The 21,394-nt window shown below is 39.3% G+C and carries 19 protein-coding genes and 1 riboswitch; of the genes, 10 read left to right on the top strand and 9 right to left on the bottom strand.

The genetic code is table 11. The features are described 5' to 3' along the window. Positions 1-36: 36 nt before the first annotated feature. Positions 37-405 carry a hypothetical protein gene (locus tag WAE64_RS00300; protein ID WP_340233132.1) on the top strand — a complete coding sequence of 123 codons (369 nt, stop codon included), beginning with the start codon at positions 37-39 and terminating at the stop codon, positions 403-405. Between the two features lie 78 nt (positions 406-483). Here the strand turns inward: WAE64_RS00300 and WAE64_RS00305 are convergent, their stop codons facing one another. The 5 genes from WAE64_RS00305 to WAE64_RS00325 all read right to left on the bottom strand — a co-directional run bounded on the left by WAE64_RS00305 (position 484) and on the right by WAE64_RS00325 (position 8,001). Next, positions 484-1,407: a helix-turn-helix domain-containing protein gene (locus WAE64_RS00305; RefSeq protein WP_340233134.1), complete on the bottom strand. Its 924-nt coding sequence runs from the start codon at positions 1,405-1,407 to the stop codon at positions 484-486. A gap of 314 nt (positions 1,408-1,721) precedes the next feature. Then, positions 1,722-2,861 carry an acyl-CoA dehydrogenase gene (locus WAE64_RS00310; protein WP_452124573.1) on the bottom strand — a complete coding sequence of 380 codons (1,140 nt, stop codon included), beginning with the start codon at positions 2,859-2,861 and terminating at the stop codon, positions 1,722-1,724. A gap of 212 nt (positions 2,862-3,073) precedes the next feature. Continuing rightward, a complete protein-coding gene (locus tag WAE64_RS00315; protein WP_340233139.1) occupies positions 3,074-4,018 on the bottom strand; it encodes an N-acetylornithine carbamoyltransferase in 945 nt (314 codons plus the stop codon). A 182-nt stretch (positions 4,019-4,200) separates the two neighbouring features. Beyond that, the gene (locus tag WAE64_RS00320; RefSeq protein WP_340233141.1) at positions 4,201-5,532 is read right to left on the bottom strand and encodes an APC family permease; all 1,332 of its coding nucleotides are present in this window, start codon (positions 5,530-5,532) and stop codon (positions 4,201-4,203) included. Positions 5,533-5,799: 267 nt separating this feature from the next. Continuing rightward, positions 5,800-8,001, bottom strand: coding sequence for a TonB-dependent receptor (locus WAE64_RS00325; protein ID WP_340233142.1), 2,202 nt, complete (start codon positions 7,999-8,001; stop codon positions 5,800-5,802). A gap of 110 nt (positions 8,002-8,111) precedes the next feature. After that, positions 8,112-8,209: riboswitch (TPP riboswitch) on the bottom strand. A 153-nt stretch (positions 8,210-8,362) separates the two neighbouring features. Between WAE64_RS00325 and WAE64_RS00330 the strand changes: the two genes are divergently transcribed. Genes WAE64_RS00330 through WAE64_RS00340 form a run of 3 tightly spaced genes read left to right on the top strand, consistent with a single transcriptional unit; the run spans position 8,363 to position 9,638 of the window. Beyond that, the gene (locus WAE64_RS00330) at positions 8,363-8,659 is read left to right on the top strand and encodes a muconolactone Delta-isomerase family protein (RefSeq protein ID WP_340233143.1); all 297 of its coding nucleotides are present in this window, start codon (positions 8,363-8,365) and stop codon (positions 8,657-8,659) included. 56 nt (positions 8,660-8,715) lie between these two features. Beyond that, the gene (locus tag WAE64_RS00335; protein ID WP_340233145.1) at positions 8,716-9,141 is read left to right on the top strand and encodes a barstar family protein; all 426 of its coding nucleotides are present in this window, start codon (positions 8,716-8,718) and stop codon (positions 9,139-9,141) included. After that, positions 9,138-9,638 carry a GNAT family N-acetyltransferase gene (locus WAE64_RS00340; protein WP_340233147.1) on the top strand — a complete coding sequence of 167 codons (501 nt, stop codon included), beginning with the start codon at positions 9,138-9,140 and terminating at the stop codon, positions 9,636-9,638. Before WAE64_RS00335 ends, WAE64_RS00340 begins: the two co-directional genes overlap by 4 nt. A gap of 172 nt (positions 9,639-9,810) precedes the next feature. Here the strand turns inward: WAE64_RS00340 and WAE64_RS00345 are convergent, their stop codons facing one another. Together WAE64_RS00345 and WAE64_RS00350 are read right to left on the bottom strand one after the other, a co-directional pair. After that, positions 9,811-11,286: an aldehyde dehydrogenase family protein gene (locus tag WAE64_RS00345; RefSeq protein WP_340233149.1), complete on the bottom strand. Its 1,476-nt coding sequence runs from the start codon at positions 11,284-11,286 to the stop codon at positions 9,811-9,813. A gap of 6 nt (positions 11,287-11,292) precedes the next feature. Next, the gene (locus WAE64_RS00350) at positions 11,293-12,345 is read right to left on the bottom strand and encodes an alcohol dehydrogenase catalytic domain-containing protein (protein ID WP_340233151.1); all 1,053 of its coding nucleotides are present in this window, start codon (positions 12,343-12,345) and stop codon (positions 11,293-11,295) included. A gap of 277 nt (positions 12,346-12,622) precedes the next feature. Between WAE64_RS00350 and WAE64_RS00355 the strand changes: the two genes are divergently transcribed. Genes WAE64_RS00355 through WAE64_RS00370 form a run of 4 tightly spaced genes read left to right on the top strand, consistent with a single transcriptional unit; the run spans position 12,623 to position 16,786 of the window. After that, positions 12,623-14,278 carry an amino acid permease gene (locus tag WAE64_RS00355; protein ID WP_340233154.1) on the top strand — a complete coding sequence of 552 codons (1,656 nt, stop codon included), beginning with the start codon at positions 12,623-12,625 and terminating at the stop codon, positions 14,276-14,278. Between the two features lie 2 nt (positions 14,279-14,280). Continuing rightward, a complete protein-coding gene (locus WAE64_RS00360; RefSeq protein WP_340233156.1) occupies positions 14,281-14,679 on the top strand; it encodes an NUDIX hydrolase in 399 nt (132 codons plus the stop codon). 17 nt (positions 14,680-14,696) lie between these two features. Next, positions 14,697-16,139, top strand: coding sequence for an APC family permease (locus WAE64_RS00365; protein WP_340233158.1), 1,443 nt, complete (start codon positions 14,697-14,699; stop codon positions 16,137-16,139). A 59-nt stretch (positions 16,140-16,198) separates the two neighbouring features. After that, complete coding sequence (locus WAE64_RS00370; RefSeq protein ID WP_340233161.1) at positions 16,199-16,786, top strand: 3'-5' exonuclease; 588 nt, start codon at positions 16,199-16,201, stop codon at positions 16,784-16,786. 50 nt (positions 16,787-16,836) lie between these two features. Here WAE64_RS00370 and WAE64_RS00375 read toward each other — a convergent pair whose 3' ends face one another. Both WAE64_RS00375 and WAE64_RS00380 read right to left on the bottom strand, forming a co-directional pair. Next, positions 16,837-17,871: a ligand-binding sensor domain-containing protein gene (locus WAE64_RS00375; protein WP_340233165.1), complete on the bottom strand. Its 1,035-nt coding sequence runs from the start codon at positions 17,869-17,871 to the stop codon at positions 16,837-16,839. A gap of 217 nt (positions 17,872-18,088) precedes the next feature. Beyond that, a complete protein-coding gene (locus WAE64_RS00380) occupies positions 18,089-19,555 on the bottom strand; it encodes a tagaturonate reductase (RefSeq protein ID WP_340233167.1) in 1,467 nt (488 codons plus the stop codon). Positions 19,556-19,776: 221 nt separating this feature from the next. On the opposite strand from WAE64_RS00380, the gene WAE64_RS00385 reads away from it, so the two are divergent. Next, positions 19,777-20,532, top strand: coding sequence for a TerC family protein (locus tag WAE64_RS00385; RefSeq protein ID WP_340233169.1), 756 nt, complete (start codon positions 19,777-19,779; stop codon positions 20,530-20,532). Between the two features lie 39 nt (positions 20,533-20,571). Beyond that, positions 20,572-21,339, top strand: coding sequence for a lysophospholipid acyltransferase family protein (locus WAE64_RS00390; protein ID WP_340233174.1), 768 nt, complete (start codon positions 20,572-20,574; stop codon positions 21,337-21,339). The last annotated feature ends 55 nt before the right edge of the window (positions 21,340-21,394 follow it).

Genomic DNA, 21,394 nt, shown 5'->3' on the forward strand with positions numbered 1-21,394 from the left:
TGACCTGACAAATCTTCATCGTAAAAATAAAAAAATATGAAAAAAATATTCTTCGTAGCACTACTTGGTTGTTTTGTAAGCACCGCCTATGCTCAAACCGATACGCTTACAACAGATAAAGTAGCTAGTTATGTAGATAAACAAGTAATCGTAAAAGGTGTAGTAGCCGGCGCAAGACGCTTTGAGTCGGGCGAAAGAGCTCCACTTTTACTTATAAATTTAGATGAGGCATACCCTCACACGCCGTTAACAGTTGTATTGTATAAAGAAGTGCTAGAAAAAGCCTCTATTGATGTTGATGCACTCACAGGTAAGAAAGTAGTAGCCAGCGGAAAAATAAGTGTTTTTAAAGGCCGAAATCAGTTAGTAATTGAAAAACTGGAAGACCTAAAGATAAGCAACTAAGGTTTTATAAAATAACATAAACAACAAAGCCACTGCTAGTAATAACGGTGGCTTTGTTGTTGTTTATAAAAAGGCTTTTTAACCTATCATTAAAGACTCACGGCGTCTCATTTTTCCTGCCGGGATACCAAACATCATTTTGAAACGACGGCAGAAATAAGCCGTGTCTTTATAGCCTACTTCATGCCCAATGGCACGGATGCTCTTCTTCGATGTACGTAATAAATTTACGGCTGCTTCCATACGTTGATACTCGATATAATCTTGCGGATTAATACCCGTTAGCATCTTGAAATACTGCCCTACGTAGTCTTCTGATACGTTGGCTACATTTGCCAATTGTTTGTTAGACAAATCACCGGCCAGACTGTTCTTGATATAAGTAAAGATGTCTATCAGACGAGGGTCTTTGAAATATGTACTATTGGTTGCCAATTGCTCTACAAACATTCTGTGTTTTAAGATATGGCGCACAATCTCAATCACAATTTCTTCGGTCTTGTTTCTGATTACTCTTCCACGACCAACTTCATCAGAGAAGTCTTCTTTCAGAATATCATAAATCAAAGACGCAAGTTTTGAGTGCTGCTTGATAAAGAACGGAGGAATATCTAGCGAAGTAAAGAAGTTTACAGAATCAAAAACCTTTGCTTCGAAGTTTATCAAGCCAAATGAATTAGGCACTTTGCCGATAACCGTTTGATCTGTCATTGACTCAAAATAGCTCTCACGACGAGTCATGAACTCTTCAAACGAAATGTTTTTAGGCTCTCCTACACCATAGCTAATGGTTGCGGCTTTTCCGCCTGGTATGAAAAGCAAATCTCCTGCCTGCACACGCTCATCATTGCCAGCCAACTTTACGTCCCCGTCATATAGTATAAGAATAGAGTTCTCAACGTCATAAACGTTTTTAATCTTAATCGGTTGTAAAATCCTTATGTGGCGTGCTTTAGCAAATTTCACACCCAGAGATTCGATAATCTTATTATAATCTTCCATTTTGATAGGAGAATTTACGTGATAGCTTAGAATACTAAACGCAATGTATTAACTAATATTGGACAAAACTAATATTTTCCACTTTTTTTTCAAACAAATAAAAAGCAAAAGATGTTCCTTTAATTATATTTTTTTACAACAATAGCACCGTTTTTCTAAAAAAAGTCTAATTTGAGTCATATAAAAACGTAGTGCTATAATTGAATTTTTAAGTAAAATTCCAATATTATATGCCATTTTCATAGCAAAAAAGGCTCAAAAAGAGCCTTTTTTAATACAATGAAATATGCGTTTTGTGCTAAACAATCTGTTGATTATTTCAGAATTTCACGGGCAATTACAAGTTTCTGTATTTCAGACGTACCTTCATAAATCTGGGTAATTTTTGCATCACGCATTAAACGTTCTACATGATACTCTTTCACGTAGCCATAGCCACCGTGTATCTGTACGGCTTCAGTTGTAGCCCACATAGCTACTTCTGAGGCAAAGAGTTTAGCCATAGCCGCTGCTTCAATAAAATCTTTCTTTTCATCTTTCAGGCGAGCTGCTTTATACACCAATAAGCGGGCAGCCTCAATTTTTGTAGCCATTTCGGCCAGTTTAAACTGAATGGCCTGATGCTCACTTATGGTTTTACCAAAAGCCTTACGTTCTTTCGAGTACTTTAACGCTAGCTCATACGCTCCGGCTGCTATACCCAAAGCCTGGGCTGCTATGCCAATTCGGCCACCGTTAAGGGTAGTCATGGCAAATTTAAAACCGAAGCCATCTTCACCAATTCTGTTTTCTTTAGGTACTTTTACATCGGTAAACATCAATGAGTGCGTATCTGACGAGCGAATACCCATTTTATCTTCTTTCTTTCCAACCTCAAAACCATCCCATCCTTTTTCTACAATCAAGCAATTAATGCCTTTGTGCTTCAATTCAACATTAGTTTGCGCAATTACCAGCGAAACCGAAGAAGTACCTCCGTTGGTTATCCAGTTTTTTGTACCATTCAACAAATAGTGGTCTCCTTTATCAATAGCAGTAGTGCGTTGAGAAGTTGCATCAGAGCCCGCTTCAGGTTCTGATAAGCAAAACGAACCTATTATTTCGCCACTTGCCAAACGTGTAAGATATTTTTGTTTCTGCTCTTCTGTTCCAAAACTTTCTAATCCCCAACAAACCAATGAGTTATTAACCGACATCACCACCGATGCCGAAGCATCAACCTTAGAGATTTCTTCCATTGCCAGTACATAAGAAATGGTATCCATGCCACCGCCGCCATACTCAGGCGACACCATCATACCAAAAAAACCCAACTCACCCATTTTTTTTACTTGCTCATGCGGGAATTTTGAATGTGTATCACGTTCTATCGCGGTAGGTAGTAGTTCGGTTTGTGCAAATTCACGAGCGGCTTCCTGTACAGCCAGGTGCTCTTCAGTCAGATTAAAATTAATACCTTCTATTGATGAAACTGCCATAAGCTTATAGTATTTGATTGATAGTATGTGTTAGCATATAAAAAACTAGCTAGAAAAAGATAGTTTCAAACAAATATAAATAGAAACAAAATAGTATGCAAGCATACTATAATGAAGATAAAGAAGAAATATATCAGTTGATGAATTTTGTTGTTGTGCTTAGTATATGTTTTGGGGGCCTGATAAGCCTATAAATCTTTCAGAATATTCTTCAATACTGCTTGCGCCGACCACTCTCTGTTAGCAGCCTGCTGGATTACCACCGACTGATTATCGAGCACCTCGTCGGTTACTTTCAGGTTTCTACGCACAGGGAGGCAGTGCATAAACAAACCATTGTTGGTTAAATCCATTTTTTCTTTGGTAATCATCCACGATGGGTCTTGTGTTAACACTTGCCCATAATGTGTGTACGACGACCAGTTTTTACCATACACAAAGTCGGCACCTGCCAGTGCTTCGTTCTGGTCATATATTACTTTGGCATTGCCTACAAATTCAGGTGCTAGTTCGTAGCCTTGCGGGTGTGTAATCACAAACTCATAGTCTGTCATATTAACCCACTCACAAAATGAGTTAGCTACCGCCTGTGGCAAGGGTTTAAAATGCGGTAGCCAGGTTAGCACAACTTTGGGGCGTGCTACTTTTTTACACTCTTCTATTGTGATTAAATCGGCTAAAGACTGACAAGGATGGCGAGTGGCCGACTCGAGATTTACGATTGGCACACCTGCATATTGTCTAAATTTCTCCATCACAAGTTCACGGTAATCGGCCTCACGGTTTTGTAAACCAGCAAAGGCTCTTACGGCAATTATATCGCAATAGCTGCCTATTACAGCAGCCGCTTCTTTTACGTGTTCGGCTTTGTCTCCGTTCATTATTACCCCGTCTTCCATTTCAAGCTGCCAGCTATCTTGCCCCACGTTCATAATCATCACATTCATACCCAGATTCTCGGCTGCTTTTTGTGTACTCAGGCGGGTTCTTAAACTCTGGTTAAAGAATATTAAACCTATGGTTTTGTTTTTTCCTAACGCTTGCTCGGCAAAAGGTGCTTGTTTCTGACGAATCCCCTCATTCACTAAATCCTGAACACTTTCAACATCTTTCAGCGAAATAAAATTTCTCATCTTTCCTTTATAAATAATCGAATAAATACAATAAATAACACTCTTTTACACGGGTAGGGTAATAAACCCTAATGCCTTGTTTCAGACACAAAATCAATAAAATTCCCTGGTTATTCTTTCACAAAAGTATAGGTCAGGAAATTTGCCACAAATATGGCTATTTGAAAAATAATAACAAGACCCTATTGATTTAATTTTTTAGTAAGCCAAAATAAAGGATAACTCACAACCAGAAAGATTAGCGCATAACCACTACTCTGAATATCCTGATAAACAGCACCAATCAGAAACAAAAGCGAGATAACTATCAGTAAATACGGAATAAACGGATAACCCGCCACCTTATATGGCCTTGGTAATTCGGGCTCTTTTTTGCGTAGCATAATAAGGCTGGCAAAGCCTGCTATATAACACAATACAAAAAAGAAAACGGCAATGTCGGATAGTTTTTCGCAGGTTTCTTTTCCGCTCAGAATCAATAAAATAGAACAGATGCCAGTGAGTGGCATAGCTATGGCGGGGGTACCGCCACTATTCACTTTCTGGGCTGCTTTAAAGAATAGCCCATCACGACTCATTGAATATATTACTCTTGGCGAAAACATAATCTGTGCATTGAGCATACCAAAAATAGACAACGTCAGAAAAAGCGTAACTACCTTGGCAGACTTTTCGCCAAAAATCAATTTAATGGCATCAGACGCCGCCAGTTTTGAGTTAGCCAACTCGTCCATCGGCATAATGTATAAGATAGCCAGATTAACCAACAAATAAATAGCAATCACAACCAGTACTCCACTTATCATTGATTTAGGCAGATTCTTGGCAGGGTCGGTGGTTTCTTCTGAAAAGTAGGCGGCTGTATGCCAGCCATCGAACGTATAAAATACCGATTGAAGCGATACTATCAGGCTTGTCAACAAAGCAGGGCCTGCTACTTTTTGAGTAGTAGCCACCAAAGCTTCACTTTTTACCTCACCTCCGTAAACAAAACAGGCAATTACAAAGGCAAATAAGCCAATAGCCTTTAAAAACGAAATAATCTCCTGCGAACGCCCCGCTGATTTAGTGCCTAACCAGTGAAAACCCATTAGCAAAATAAGAATACCAATAGCCATGTATCTGATTATTGGCTCAACTTCGGGCATCATTAAGGCAACAAACTCACTCATGGTATACGCACCAAAACCAAGGGCTGCCACTGTGCCTAGCCAACTTGTAATGCCTGTAACAAAACCTACGTAATCACCAAAGGCACGGCGGGCATATACATACCATGCACCGGCTTTAGGTACAGAAACGCCCAACTCAATAGCACACAAAACCCCTAAAAAAGCATAGATACTCACCAAAACCCAAACCAACATAATAAGTGTAGGGTCGCCCAGATTAGCAGCAATAGGACCGGGTTTACGCAAAATACCCGTACCGATTGTTCCGCCAACTGTTACTGCAATACCAAAACCAACACCAAGAAGTTTGAGAAGTTCACCTTTGTTTTTTTCAGAAGCCATACTTTCGTTTTATTAATTTTAACGAATATAGCAATTAATCAGATAAATAGAAGAAAAGCAAGATTTTGCTTTTCAAAAAGAAGCAAATATCAAACAATAGGTTAGCACGTAAGTCGCTCAATGTCAACTATTTACAAATACAGAAATTTAATTAAAAACGTAGAAAAAAGTTTGTTTATTTTGATATAGCCCAAAAAAATATTTTGGCTGAAAACACAGAGTTTTAAGGGGTAAAATAAAGCAAGCCCTATTTTACCCCTATTAACATTACAATTTTACACGCACAGCCAGCAAGAAGTTTGTGCCAGCTTGTGGGTAATAAAAGTTTTCGGTAACTACTTGTTGGCCATATATATAGCTATATGTATAGCCATTGGCTTCATACAAATGGTTAAGGATATTATTAGCTAATAAGCTGAAAGTAATCTCTTTTACGATTTTCGGATTAATTGTATAGTTTGCACGTAAATCGTTCACAAAAAAGGCATTCAGCTTCCGGTTTTCGTCCGAAGTATTGTCCATATACTGTTTACCAACATACTTAGGCAACCAGGCAAACTCAAGATTTTTCAAGGGCGAATAAGACAACTGCCCGCCCGCTATCACATTCGGCGAAAACGAAATATCTGTTTTAGCAAACTGATTTACTCTATCGGCATCGCCATCATAATTCACAATGGTTTCGCTAAAGTTTCTGATTTTATTCTGGCTGAATGTAGCGTTGGCATTCAAGCGCCATTGTGATGCAAATTTCCAGTTGGCAACCAATTCAATACCAGCCCGGTAGCTTTTCGGTACATTTACACGAATCGCCTCTCCTACCCCATTTACCTGTCCGGTAAGTACCAATTGATTTCTATAGTTCATGTAATAGAAGTTCGCATCAAAACTCAATGTCTGATTTGCCCAACGATACCCCGCTTCTAAATCTTCCAAATGTTCAGGTTTTGGAACTTTTACATTATCTATAAAATCGGTGCGGTTAGGCTCTTTATTCCCAACTGCATAAGAAGCATAGAACGAAGCCTGATTGCTTAGCTGATAATTCAAACCCAGCTTAGGGTTAACAAACTGGAACGAAGTCTGGCGGGTAATATCCTGCAATTTATCTGCAATGCCATTCATATCGTAAGATACCGTACGGTATTGCACATCACCAAACAGATTGAACTTATCAGTTACTTGATAGAATGCCTTTGCAAAAATATTAAAGTCGGTTTTGATAGAACGGCTCTCATACCAACGATAATCGTTAGAAGGAGTCAAAGCAAATTTCGTCCAGATTACCTCGCCATAGTGGTCGCCATCATATTTGTTCCATGCACCGCCAATATTGGCTGATAGCTTTTTATTGCTCTGATAATCGAACGAATAAGTAATGCCATAAAAGTGGTTATCGAGCCATTTTCTGCGTACCAAATCAGAATGTGTAATGGTATCGCCACCTATGGCCGAAACGGGCAATTTATAGTTGGCTAATTCGTCCATTTCTCTGAATTGCTCATAATATCCCTTTCCTCTTGTATAATGCAACGTCGGATTAAACGTCCATTTTTCGCTTAGTTTAAAAGAAGAAATCAACTGATAGTTATCTTGCTGATAGTTGTCTACCTGGTTAGGGTATGTGTAAGGGTTAAAAGTTCTGTTGCTCTTCAACAATCTTTCCGGTACGCCTTCCCAAGCCTGATAGGTAACTTCTTTACCCGAAAAAACATTGAGCCTTACAAAATTGCTTTTGTTGTAATAGCCTGCCGATACATAAAACGATTTCAGGTCTGAACTTGCTCTGTCAATATATCCGTCCGACGATAGTTTCGATAAACGGGCATCAACCACAAAATGGTTATTCAGCAAACCTGTACTTGCCATAATATTGGCTTTCATGGTATTGAAAGAGCCATACGTAAAGTTGGTTTCGCCAAAAGCCTCACGCTCATAACCCAAAGTACTAATATTAAGACTAGCCCCAAAAGCACCTGCGCCATTAGTTGATGTTCCGACCCCTCGTTGCACCTGAATACTTTGCACACTAGAGGCGAAATCGGGCATGTTTACCCAGAATGTCCCCTGCGACTCAGAGTCATTATAAGGCACCCCATTAAGCGTTACATTGATACGGGTAGGGTCTGAACCACGAATACGGATACCCGTGTAGCCAACGCCGGCGCCGGCATCAGAGCTCACCACAACCGAAGGTAATTGATTCAATAGAAACGGTAAATCTTGCCCAAGATTTTGTTTTTTGATGTCTCGCTTATAGACGTTTGTAAAAGCCATACCAGTTTTTTCGTTAGCACGGGTCGACTTCACAACAACTTCATTCAACTCACTGATTCTGGCAGAATCTTCCTGAGCAAAGGCAATTGAAACAAAAAAAAGTAAGAAGGCAGTAGTAGAAAAGGTTTTTCTAAGCGTTTTTGGTACGCTGGTTAAAAGAATACATAAAACATTCTTTGTTAATTTTTTCATTGAATTACGAAAATTTTAACAAGGCAAAGGAGTAAAATCTTGTGAGCTTTTGGCTCTTAGTGAAACAAAATTTTAAATGGAATTTGTAAACAGTCTTATAGCTGCGCACACTATAAAACTATTCTCTCTCCCTTCGACAGAATTACCTGTATCAGGTTCGATGGGTATAATCTCAGCCCGTTATATTAAGGCACCCCTTTTGAGATAAGTTTTGCAAAGAAAACGTTTTTTCACGAAAACTTGTTTATATTAGTGATAAGAAATTTATAGCATCTCGAAACGTTGTTAATTCTACCCAAATAGCAAACAATTTAGTGTGGTATAGATTTTGTGATTGTATTATTAAAATATAGGAGAGATTATGACTCAATTTATGGTGGAATTTGATTTGCCAGTGCCTTTCCCAGAAGGTTTCATTGCCAAAATTCCTTATCAACGAATTGCTGTAAATCAATTGTTAGAAGAAGGAAAGCTTAATTCATATGCGCTGTCGGCCGATAGAAGCAAACTCTGGTGCATTGTGAACGCCCAAGACGAACTTGAAGTAATGGATATTATTGCCGAATTTCCATTAATAGACTATATGCACCCAACCATTACAGAACTCATGTTTATGAACTCTGTGGTGATGAAAGTGCCTACGTTTTCATTGAACTAATCGATGCGTGGTCTGTTGAAGACCACGCTTATAAATATTTCTGCTTACCAAAACCTATGCCTAATTTTCTTGTTGTCAAAGATTTAGAATTACCTGCCGAATACTCAATCATCGAACTAGATGGCCATAAAACGCTTACGATGCGAGGCTTTTATGAAGAAATCGGCGATGCACTCGCTTTTCCTGAAGAGTTTGGTTTTACAATCGAATCGCTTGATGAAATGTTAAGCAATTTATCGTGGCTGGAAGACGAAAAAATAGTAGTGTATATTTCGCCTTCCGAACATTTTATAGAAAAGGAACGGAACCCTGAAAAAATAGGCACATTACTTAATCTACTTGATGCCATTTGTGAAGACTGGCGCTGGGAAGATAGCGAAGACCTACCTAAAAAAGAGCTAATCTTTGCGTTTTCAGATAGTGCTCGTGTAAGAGGGCTACTCGACAAACAGGAAATAAGCTACCGAACAAGCACCAAATGAATTTTACGCTGAGAAGATGGCAGTCGGGCGATGAAAAATCATTGGCTGAAAATGCCAACAATTATAAAATCTGGAAAAACCTGAAAGATGTTTTCCCTCACCCTTATACCATTACAGATGCGTATGAGTGGGTAAAAATTGCCGCAGATTCGGCAGAAAACTTTGCCATAGAGGTTGATGCTAAAGCCGTTGGAGGCATAGGTATTATGCTCAAAGACGATATTTATCAGAAAAACGCCGAGATAGGCTACTGGCTCGGCGAAGCCTACTGGGGTAATAAGATTATCTCTACTGCTATTACCGAAGTAGTGCAATATACCTTTGCGTATTATAAAATTCACCGCATTTATGCCGGAGTTTTTGAGTACAACCTACCATCAATGAAAGCGCTTGAAAAAGCAGGTTTTGAAAAAGAGGCTGTTCTGAAAAAATCTTTGGTAAAAGAAGGCAACCTCTACGACGAGCACATTTATGCCAAATACCGTGAAGTTGTTTAGGATTTTAATTTCAGTTTAAAAATAGTGGTATTTTGAGCGAGACAAGTCAAATGATGAAGCCCCGAATGGAATTCCATAGCAGAGCTATGGTTGAAATTATTTGACGAAGGCGTAGCTAAAATAACGCATTTTTAAACGAAAGAAATAATCCTAAACAACTTCAGTATATAAATTATAAGCCCTCTATTTTTATATGCTTGGTTTCAAGGTATTCAAAAACTGCATTTCTTGATAACTCTACGCCATAGCCTGAGTCTTTCCAACCTGCATAAGGTGCATAGTTGGTATTTACAGCACCATTGTTAATACATACTGTTCCGGCTTCCAATTGCTCGCCTAATAACATACTTGTTTTAAAATCTTTGGTAAATGCATAAGCAACCAAACCATAATTGGTATTATTGGCTTTTGTGATGGCTTCATTGAGCGTCTCGAAAGTTTCTACAGGCACAATACAGCCAAAGGTTTCTTCTTGCATTACTTTCATTGAATCATTACAGTTATCTAAGATAGTAGGCAGAAAATAAAAGCCTTTTTCGTACTGTTCCCCCTCTGGTGCTCTGCCACCTGTTACAAGTGAAGCGCCTTTACCTATGGCATCTTCTACGTGTAGCCTTGATGTTGCTACGCCATCAGCCGTTGCCATTGGGCCTAAATCTACAGCGCCATCGCTTATGCCATCGCCAATTGTTAATTTTTCTGCCTGTTTTTTTAATTCGGCTACAAACTCCTGATGTTTGGATGTATGCACATACACCCGATTGACACTACTGCACGACTGCCCCATGTTTCTGAATCCTTTGTAAGCAACTATAGCAGCAGCATTTTTTATATCGGCATCTTCGCAAACAATAGCCGGGCATTGGCCGCCAAGTTCTAAAGAAATTTTCTTTAGGTATGGGGCTACGGTTTGCATGAGTTTTCTTCCTGTTCCGGTTGAGCCTGTCATGGCTACTTTTTTTACTACTGGATGTTTCACCAGACTATCACCAACCACAGCGCCTTGGCCTGTAAGCACACTAATCACCTTAGCAGGAACACCACCATCGACCAAAGCCATACAAAACGCCATAGGCGATAGCGGTGTAACAGTAGTAGGTTTTACTACTACCGAACAACCAACAGTCAAAGCTGGCCCGAGTTTCCACGATAACAATGAGACAGGATAATTCCAGGGGGTAATCAAGGCACAAACGCCTACCGGATAGTATTTCACCATCGAAAAAAGCCCTGTTTTCTCGGTCTGATTCACATAGCCTTCTACCCGCACACCCTCGGCAGCAAAATAATCAAGCGTATCGCACGAGCCTATAATTTCAGATTTCGATTGATTGAAAGGCTTGCCTTGCTCCATAGCCATAAGCATACCAATGCGGTCGGCTTGGGTACGCACGTAAGCTGTCGCTTTTTTTATGATACTCTCTCGTTGATAAGCCGTCAACTTTGACCATTCTTTAAACCCTTCCTGAGCCGTTTCTACTGCCAGATTCACATCTTCTTGTGTTGCACGGGCAATGGTAGCGATAAGCTCACCATTAGCCGGAGAATAAATACTAATACTAGATTCATCAGCAGCAGGCAGTGGCTTTCCATCAATAAAAAGTCCCCAGTTACGTCCCTTTATTTCGGCTATCAATTCGGTGTTCATAAAATCTTAAAGATTAGGTTTAATACTTACTTTCAGTGCCTCGCCCGATTCCATCAAAGTAAATGCCTCGGTGATTCTGTCTAGTGGTAGTATATGGGTAACTATTTTATCTGACGGAAAATTCTTTTTTTGTACCAAAGCCGTAGCAGCCTGAAAATCACTCATTTTTTCAGAATAAGAACCGCTGATGCGTAATTCTTTATAATGCAGATGGTTGGTATTTAACGTGGCAAACGGATTCGTTTTTGGCAAACCGCCAAAATACTCAACCCGTCCGGCTTTTCCGGCTATTTCCAGGGCATCGGCTTGTGCCTGTGCAACACTTACGGCCACTATTACTACATCGTAGCCTAATCCTTCGGTAAGTTCAAGTGCTTGCTCTAAGTGGCTATTCTCTTTATCTACCTTTATTACATTGTCAATATCAAACTGGGCAGCCTTTTCCAAGCGGGTTTGCATCACATCATACATATCTACCTGCTGCGCTCCCTGAAAACGAGAAACAAGGGCGTGCATTACGCCAATAGGCCCTGCACCAATAATGGCTACTTTATCTTTTAAACCAATTTCCAGTCGTCCTCGGCCATGTGCATTTATTACACAACCCAAAGGCTCGGCAAGGCTCAGGTATTCTGAGGGCATTTCTTCATTTACCTTAAATAACTGCCTGCGGCGAACAGCTTTTGCAGGCACTTTCATGTAGGGAGCAAAAGCACCATCAAGATGATACGACATTGTGGTACGGCTCTGGCATAAATTCTCACGCCCTGCTTTACAATAGCGACACTCCCCGCACGACAGCACAATGTACATCAATACCCTATCACCTACTTTTATATCAGTTTCTGTGCTTCTTGACTCCACAACCCTACCACAAAACTCATGGCCCAAAACACGTGGCGGGCTTATTTTTTTATCTCCATGCCTGTAAGTTCGTAGGTCAGTACCACAAACATTGCAGGCTTCTATTTCGAGCAATACCTCGCCTTCTTCTAAGCTTGGTATGCCTACTTCTTCTATTAGTATTTCTTCTTTCCCTCTATAAACCGCTGCTTTCACTTGAAATTATGGTTTAGTTAATAAATAAAAACGCCCCAACTTGTATAGACAAGTTATATATACAAAGGTATAGATACAAAAAAAGTCAGGCAAGTTTTTTCAGAAGAAAATTTCAGAAAATGCAGCCATTAGAAAATGAAAATCTGCAAAAATGGCAATAGAAATAAACTTGATTCGATAAATATTTTACTTTTTATAGACCAGTATTATCATTTTTTGAATAGTTTTGAAGAATATACCATAACAAACACATAAAAACCTAAATAATTATCTACTCATGAGTAACTCACTTTTTCGCAGGAAAGACGTCAATAAAGCTATACAAGAAGCAAAAACAGGCGGTGAAGGGCATTCGTTGGCTAAGATTCTTGGCGTAAGAGACCTGACAACCCTCGGAATTGCTGCTATTATAGGTGCCGGAATCTTCAGTACTATTGGTTTAGCAAGTTTCAACGGCGGCCCTGCGGTGTCACTCTTATTTGTTTTTGTTGCTATTGCCTGCATTTTCACGGCTTTAAGCTACGCTCAATTTGCATCAATGGTACCTGTGAGTGGTAGTGCTTATACTTATGCGTATGTATCGTTTGGCGAGGTATTAGCCTGGATTATTGGTTGGGCACTTATTCTTGAATACGCCGTATCAAACATGGTGGTGGCTATTTCGTGGTCGAGTTACTTTATCTCTATGCTCGAAGGTTTTGGTATTCATTTCCCGATGTGGCTTGCAACAGATTACACTACAGCCAAAGAAGCTTTCGAGGCAGTTCAGGCCGGAGGAGCCGATATTAACGAAGGTACCCGAAAACTGGCCTCAGCTTTTCAGACAGCACCAGATTTAGGCTTTGCCAAGCTTATTTTCAATTTGCCGGCAGGTTTTGTCACAGTTCTGATTACTTCGCTATGCTATATTGGTATTAAAGAATCTCGTAATGCAAGCAACATATTAGTTGCCCTTAAAATGGGGGTTATTCTGCTGGTACTCATTGTTGGTGTATTTTATGTAAAGCCCGAAAACTGGTCGCCGTTTGCGCCGAATGGCGTTGAGGGGGTGCTAAGTGGTGTTGCCTCGGTGTTCTTTGCCTTTATTGGTTTCGACTCTATCTCAACAACTGCTGAAGAAGCTAAAAATCCGCAGAGAGATTTACCACGAGCCATGTTATTGTGCTTACTTATCTGCACCATATTTTATATCCTGATTACGCTCGTATTAACCGGAATGGTGAATTATAAAGAACTAAACGTAGCCGACCCATTGGCCTATGTGTTCTCTAAAGTTGGTTTCGATTTTGTAGCAGGGGTTATTTCAGTAAGTGCCGTTATTGCCATTACGAGTGCATTATTGGCCTACCAAATTGGCCAACCTCGTATCTGGATGACCATGAGCCGTGATGGTTTATTGGGCAAAAAATTCGGTGAGATTCACCCTAAGTTTAAAACTCCGGGTTTTGCTACCATTATCACTGGTATTCTGGTGGCGGTTCCGTCTCTTTTCTTTAAAATGAGTTTCTTTGTTGACCTCACAAGTGTAGGTACTTTCTTTGCTTTTATATTGGTTTGTGCCGGAGTTTTATACCTCGATACCAAAGGACTAAGCAAAGATGCCAAGTTTAAAATACCTTATGTAAATGCCAAATATCTTGCCGGATTGCTCATGCTAGTGGCGTTGTACTTTACTTATGCTGAAGGAGACGTAATGCTACATCTTGAACAAAGACCTTTGCTTTTTGTGTTCTGGCTGGTTTGGCTAGCACTTGCGGTATTGAGTTTCAAACACAATTTATCTTTATTACCAGTATTGGGTATTCTGACTAATCTTTACCTGATGACAGAGTTAGGCTGGTCTAACTGGCGCATGTTTATTATCTGGATGGTAATCGGGCTAGTGATATATTTTGCCTATGGCTACCAAAATAGTAAATTAGCCAAGAAATAAGCATGAAGTGGATAGACAAACTTGCGTGGATATATATAAAAGACCGCAAGATTTTAAGCACTCGCAGCAAAGGCAAGGATACATTTTATTTTCCGGGTGGTAAGCGTGAAGTCGGCGAAAGCGACCACGAAACACTAATCCGTGAGGTAAAAGAAGAATTAACCGTAGACCTTGTACCCGATTCTTTAGCATTTTTCGGAAAATTTGAAGCACAAGCACATGGGCACGCCGAAGGAATAATTGTTGTGATGACCTGCTATGTGGCCAATTATACAGGCGAACTAAAACCTGACGCTGAAATTGAAGAATTAGCATGGCTCACCTATGCCGACAAGCATAAAAGCTCTGCTGTTGACCAGATTATATTCGACCATCTAATAAATCATGATTTAATTGATTAACCTAACCTCTACTCAAAGTGGCAAATTTTAAGAAAGAAATCCGCTTATACGATGCTGTTATGCTCGTGTCAGGGTCTATGATTGGCTCTGGAATCTTCATTGTAAGTGCCGATGTGGCTCGTCAGGTAGGGTCTTCCGGCTGGCTTTTAGCCTCATGGCTCTTGGCTGGAGTACTCACAATGACTGGTGCGTTATGCTATGGCGAGCTAACTGCTATGTTTCCGCATGCTGGCGGGCAATATGTGTTTTTGCAAAAAGCATACGGTAAACTTACCGGCTTTCTGTATGGCTGGTCGTTCTTTGCTGTTATCCAGACAGGTACAATTGCAGCCGTTGCAGTAGCTTTTGCTAAGTATTCGGGCGTACTTTTCCCAGATTTTATCAGTGATAAACACGAGATTTTTGCCATTGGCGATTCTTCTTTCAAACTTACCTCTCAGCGTTTACTCGCCATAGTCAGTATTATTATTCTGACTTATGCCAATACAAGAGGTGTAAAAGAGGGTAAGATTATTCAGAATATTTTCAGTACAACCAAGCTAGGCGCAATTGCCTTGCTTATTATATTAGGTTTCATATTAGGTGCAAATGCCGATGTAATTTCGCAAAACTTCTCTAATATGTTTGCTGCTACAAGCACCGCTAAAATAGGCGACGAATGGGTAACAACAGCCATTGGCGGTTTTACTATCATACTAGCTTTAGGCGTAACACAAGTAGGCACCTTGTTTTCGAGTGATGCCTGGAACGGGCTGACCTTTGCAGGTGATGAAGTAGTAGAACCAAAGAAAACAATTCCGAGAGGTTTGGCTATCGGAACAATGCTTGTAACAGTTCTTTATTTATTGATGAACGTTGCTTATTTGTGTATTCTTCCGCTAAAAGGCGACCCTAACGGCGCCGATGTGTTCAGCAGAGGTATTCAGTTTGCCAGCGAAGACCGTGTAGCAGCTGCTGCGGCTAATCTGATTGGTGGGCAAGGCTTTTCTATTGTTGTGGCTATGTTGATTATGGTTTCAACTTTTGGCTGTAACAATGGTTTGATTCTCTCAGGCTCAAGAGTGTACTACACTATGGCTAAAGATGGCTTGTTCTTCAAAAACTTTGGCAAATTATCAGAGCGTGGTGTACCTCAAAACGCCCTTTGGTGGCAGTGTTTCTGGGCTTCGTTCTTATGCTTAACAGGCAAATATGGCGACTTGCTAGACTACCTGATGGGAGTAGTAATTCTGTTCTATGCCTTCACAATCTACGGCATATTTATCTTACGCCGCAAAATGCCAGAGGCCGAGCGACCAATTAAAGCACCAGGTTACCCTGTTATTCCGATGCTTTATGTAATTGTAGCTTCAATTATCGTATTAATATTAATCAAAGAAAAACCACAGTTTACCTATCCTGGTTTAGGCATTGTGGCTATCGGTATACCAGTCTATTTCTGGTTTAACCGCAAACAATAAGCGTATATAATCTTATTCAAACGCTCTTTCTTTGAAAAGGAAGAGCGTTTTTTATCACCATGAGAAAAATTGTGTTTTTTGATACCGAAACTACGGGTTTGCCCAATAATTACAATGCGCCTATTAGTGCCGTACAGAACTGGCCACGAATGGTGCAGTTGGCTTTTTTAGTGTATAATGAAGATGCCACATTGGCAAGCAAGCATAATTATATAATTAAACCCGAAGGTTATGTGATTCCGGCCGATGCTACCAAAATTCATCGCATTACTACCCAACAAGCATTGCTAGAAGGGCATGATTTAGGGCAGGTGCTTGCACTGTTTCAGGAAACAATCAACGAATCGGCTATTCTGATTGGGCATAACGTTGAGTTTGATAAAGCCATTGTCGGTGCAGAGTTTATCAGAAAAAAATTAGACACCAAAGCCTTACTATCTAAGCGTACTTTTTGTACCATGAAAGACAAAAATGTGGTTAATTTTTGCAAGATTCCGGGTAAATATGGCTTTAAATGGCCAACTTTAGAAGATTTACATTTCAGGCTTTTCAATGAGCAGATACAAGACGCGCACGATGCAAGTATTGATATTGAATCTACCGCCAAATGCTTTTATGAATTACTAAAACGTAGGGTTGTAAAATAAAACAAACATGAGTGATTGCTTTAAATTGAGCATAAATCATGTTTTCTGAATTATTTATCTTTAAAAGCTGTAATGGTTTTTCCATCGTAACGATATACCCCGCCTAAAGTACCAAACCAGATACTTCCATCATTTGCTTCTAAAATCCCGAAAATCATGTTTTTATAAGCTTCGTATCCTGCCATTATATCGGTTATAGTTGGCTTTTGACTAAACAACGACATTGCATCATAGCGCGAAAGTGCCCATCTGTCTCCTCCACCAAAACTATACGGCTGTTGTGAACTGGTCCAGATATTGCCTTTTTTATCTTCATAAACATACCCAACAAAATTCTTATTAAAGTTAGTAAATGTTTTGCCATCATAGCGCCAAAGCCCATCTCCGCCACTCAGCCATATATTGCCTTTTTTATCTTCCGTTATCGTACGAATATTAATAAAACGATTTCCATTATGGGTCAAAACGGTAAATTTCTTTCCATCGTAAGTAAACAAATTACCCCTTGTGGCAAACCAGAATTTTCCTGTTTTGTCTTCAATAATAGAATTAACATCATTGTCGTTAGGATTCTTATCAGCCACTCCTTCATTCATCTTATAGGTTCGAAAAGATTTACCATCATAACGGCTTGCGCCGCCTTCAGTACCAAACCAGATATTACCGCTTTTATCTTCATAAATATGCGGAACCCGGTCGTTAACAAGTCCATCTTTAGTTGTAAAATTCCGAAAGGCTTTTCCGTCATGATAATACACACCTGAACCGATAGACGAGAACCAGAAATTTCCTTTCTTGTCTTGTAAAACATCAAAAAAACGGGCAGAACTTACCCCTTTTGTGACATTGGTAAAAGCCTTTCCATCATAGCGAAAAACACCATCAAACGCCGCTATCCAGATATAGCCCTTCTTATCTTGCTTTATATTACGAGTGATAGACAGAGGCCCGTGTGAAGTAATTAACTTATTGGTGTCTGATAGGTAGTAGCTTCTTGACTGGTTAGTTTTGTTTTGTCCATTACACAACGTGCAAGAAACAAATATCAATAAAGCGTGTAGATATAAGTAATTTACCATTTTCATTTTGTTATCAGGTTTTTTAACAAACCTACAAGTTTCTACGCTACGTATTATGAGCGAAAGTGTAAAAAAAGGTTAATGAAATGTTAAAATTTGAGGTATTAGACATAAAAAGACCTTCTGACAGAAATTTACGTTTTTGACTCGTAAATTCTGCCAGAAGGTCCGTTTTGTTTTCTCCTTAAAAGAGAGATGAATATGATTATAAAATTATATCATCTTAAGCATACACATTCAAAGCTGAGGCTACTTCACGCACGCCCAACATCATCATGTTCGATAAATGTGTGCTAACGTTTTCTGCAAAACCTGAAAGTTGAGTAAGGTCGCTTCCCCATAATTCAGTATTCGACAATACCTTCTGCACTACTTCATCAGCCGAGTTATTCTGCCAAACGTTGTAGAAATAAGCAGCAGAATCGCACTGAATCGGGTATTGCTCTTCGCCTCTTTTACCATAATATTTGCCATTTTCTTCTTTTGTTGCTTTCATAAATAACAGATAAGCAGCAAAACCACGGGCAAAATACTGAGGCACTGTATTAAACTCTTTATAATATTTAAGTAACAACGGAATATTACGCATACGCATCTTCATGGTATATTGTAGCGTAATGCTTATCCATTGATGCTCCAGGTATGGGTTACGGAATCGGTCTAAAACTTCTCTGCCATAGCGTTGAGAAACCTTAGCATCTATTTTGTACGGAATAGCCGGTACAATTTCCGTCGTCATCAAAATTGTGATAAACTTCTCTGTTAGTTCGTCAGCCAAAGCTTCTTTCACAGTCTCAAAGCCTGAAAGATATGCCATACCGCACATTAATGTATGTGTACCATTAAGCATACGTAGTTTAAGCTCACGATACTGCTCAATGTTCTTTTCTATTTTCACACCAGGGTCGGCCTCATGGAAAGATAAAACTTCTTTTACTTTCTCGTCGCCCTCTATAGCCCATAAACGATATACCTCGGCAATAGTCAGTAAATCGTCTTTGTAGCCCAGTTTTTCGTCAAGTTCTTTCAGGCTATCGCCTTTAGGCTTGCCCGGCACAATTCTATCAACCAAAGAGTTACAAAAACTGTTTTCTCTGTTTAGCCATTGAACAAATGCGTCAGGTAACTGATTAAATGCACATAGTTGTAGCACAATCTCTTTCAGCTTATCTCCATTGCCTACTATTAATTCGGTCGGAATAATAACAACGCCCGATAAGCCTGCCTGGAATCTTTCATAAAGCCATGCCGTAAGTTTAGCAGGAAAAGAAGCCGGAGGCGCTTGGCTGATGCTTTCGGCAACATATTGCAGACCTACCTCAGTAGTATTAGAAATAACTATTTCAATGGCTTCGTTCTTAGCAGTTTCCAGAATATCGGCCCATTGGCTTTGTGCTGATAAAACACGGCTAATGGCTGCCGAAATGATATTTTCTTCTTTAGCAACGCCTTTGTCGATACCTCTTACACAAATTGTATATAGGTTATCTTGTTCAGCAAAAGCATCTGCCCCGCCTGAGTCTGTCGATTTAACAACAACAATTCTACCATTGAATATACCTTCTTTATTGGCTTTGTCGATGAAGTAATCACACAAGCCACGAAGTAAAACACCTGTACCAAATTGTAAGACTTTTTCAGGAAGTTGTGTTAAAGAAGGGTCAGCGAGTAAAGATTTATTAAGTTTCATTAAGGTTAACGTAAATAGATTGAATTGAACAAAATTAGAAAATGCGTGTTCTTATATCAACTAATATTCCATTTAATTCTAATACTTTTTTGCGATAAGACATTTTTCATCAAGTTTTTAGACGTTATCACGGGTATTTATTATCCTTTTATCAATTTCACATTTGGCGAGAACCATGAAAACTAATAATTTCGCCATAAAATAAACCGTAAAAACAAAGAATGGAACAGATTTTTACAACCGCAGCGTTGACAAGTATTCTCACACTTACACTTTTAGAAGTTGTTTTAGGAGTAGATAACATTATTTTCGTGTCTATTATCTCTTCGAAACTACCAAAAACTGAACAAAAAAAGGCTCGTCAGATTGGTTTGATTATGGCAATGGCCATCCGTGTCAGCTTACTTTTTGTATTGGGCTGGATTCTGGGTCTTGAAAAAGAATTATTCAACCTTCAGAGCATAGGCTTGCCTTTCGACATCGGTTTTAGTGGTAAAGACCTTATTCTTTTAGCTGGTGGTCTTTTCTTGTTGTATAAATCAACATCAGAGATTCACCATAAACTAGAAGGACACGAAGACAATGTATCGGCCAAGAAAACGACCTCGAAACTTTCAAGAGCCATTTTTGATATTTCAATTATCAACCTTGTTTTCTCTGTCGACTCTATTATTACCGCTATTGGTATGACCAACAACATTTATGTAATGGCCGTTTCGGTAATATTATCAACAGTTGCCATGTTGCTGTTTGCAGGTAGCGTTGGTGAGTTTGTAGAAAAACACCCTACCGTAAAAATGTTGGCTTTGGCCTTCTTGGTAATGATTGGTACATTGTTGATAGCCGAGGCATTTAAAGTACACGTACCTAAAGGCTATATCTACTTCTCAATGGCATTCTCGTTTCTGGTAGAGATGCTTAATATTAAAATGCGTAAAAACGCCAAACCGGTCGATTTACGTAAAGACATAAAATAACCTGAAATCTATTACAGGGGAATGTATTAAAACATATATTTGTGTAATCATTCCCCTGAATATACCCTGATGCAAGGCTTCTTTAAATTATTATCCTGGCTTTATACGGGCTGGTGTCTTTTTTGGTTTTTACTCATATTTATTCTTTTATATCCTATTGTTTTCATTAGTTTACAAAAAGAAGAATGGAAAATTGTAGTACACTACTGCAACCGAATATGGGGTCGTATTTTTTTCTTTATGGCAGGTATGCCTCTAACTATTACATACGAAGCCAAACTTGACCCTAAAAAAGCTTATGTCTTCTGCGCCAATCATTTTAGCTATTTAGATATTGCACTTATGGGCACGGTCATTAAAAACTACTTTGCTTTTTTGGGTAAAAGCTCAGTAAAGAACGTACCTTTATTTGGCTATATGTTTGCTAAAGCACATATTCAGGTAGATAGAAGCGATAAAGGCAGTAGAACCAAAGCGCTGACACGCTCAATAAAAGCCTTAAAATCAGGCCGTAGTATCATGATTTTTCCTGAGGGTGGTATTTTTTCTACCAATTTCCCTCAAATGGTACAACCCTTTAAAGATGGGGCTTTTTCGATGGCTGTCGAAAACCAAGTGCCTATTGTACCTATTTCTCTGGTTGATAATTATAAAGTAATGCCCGAAATACGAATGGTATGGCACCCAATAAGAGTAATTTTTCATGCGCCCATCGAAACCAAAGGCAAAACCAAAAAAGATATTGAAGACCTGAAAAGACAGGTGTATGAGGTCATTCAACCTACTTTAGATAAATACCGCGATTAATCGCTACACTATTTTAAGGATTAGCCTTACCTTTGTAGCCGAAAGAATAGTTAAA

Source organism: Emticicia soli, from assembly GCF_037860775.1.
Taxonomy (GTDB): domain Bacteria; phylum Bacteroidota; class Bacteroidia; order Cytophagales; family Spirosomataceae; genus Emticicia; species Emticicia soli.

Coding starts and splice junctions, on each gene's coding strand:
- WAE64_RS00305 (WP_340233134.1), bottom strand. CDS start 1,407: ATGGAAGATTATAATAAGATTATCGAATCTCTGGGTGTGAAATTTGCT.
- WAE64_RS00375 (WP_340233165.1), bottom strand. CDS start 17,871: ATGAAAATGGTAAATTACTTATATCTACACGCTTTATTGATATTTGTT.
- WAE64_RS00325 (WP_340233142.1), bottom strand. CDS start 8,001: ATGAAAAAATTAACAAAGAATGTTTTATGTATTCTTTTAACCAGCGTA.
- WAE64_RS00345 (WP_340233149.1), bottom strand. CDS start 11,286: ATGAACACCGAATTGATAGCCGAAATAAAGGGACGTAACTGGGGACTT.
- WAE64_RS00330 (WP_340233143.1), top strand. CDS start 8,363: ATGACTCAATTTATGGTGGAATTTGATTTGCCAGTGCCTTTCCCAGAA.
- WAE64_RS00380 (WP_340233167.1), bottom strand. CDS start 19,555: ATGAAACTTAATAAATCTTTACTCGCTGACCCTTCTTTAACACAACTT.
- WAE64_RS00315 (WP_340233139.1), bottom strand. CDS start 4,018: ATGAGAAATTTTATTTCGCTGAAAGATGTTGAAAGTGTTCAGGATTTA.
- WAE64_RS00320 (WP_340233141.1), bottom strand. CDS start 5,532: ATGGCTTCTGAAAAAAACAAAGGTGAACTTCTCAAACTTCTTGGTGTT.
- WAE64_RS00300 (WP_340233132.1), top strand. CDS start 37: ATGAAAAAAATATTCTTCGTAGCACTACTTGGTTGTTTTGTAAGCACC.
- WAE64_RS00370 (WP_340233161.1), top strand. CDS start 16,199: ATGAGAAAAATTGTGTTTTTTGATACCGAAACTACGGGTTTGCCCAAT.
- WAE64_RS00340 (WP_340233147.1), top strand. CDS start 9,138: ATGAATTTTACGCTGAGAAGATGGCAGTCGGGCGATGAAAAATCATTG.
- WAE64_RS00385 (WP_340233169.1), top strand. CDS start 19,777: ATGGAACAGATTTTTACAACCGCAGCGTTGACAAGTATTCTCACACTT.
- WAE64_RS00335 (WP_340233145.1), top strand. CDS start 8,716: ATGCCTAATTTTCTTGTTGTCAAAGATTTAGAATTACCTGCCGAATAC.
- WAE64_RS00355 (WP_340233154.1), top strand. CDS start 12,623: ATGAGTAACTCACTTTTTCGCAGGAAAGACGTCAATAAAGCTATACAA.
- WAE64_RS00360 (WP_340233156.1), top strand. CDS start 14,281: ATGAAGTGGATAGACAAACTTGCGTGGATATATATAAAAGACCGCAAG.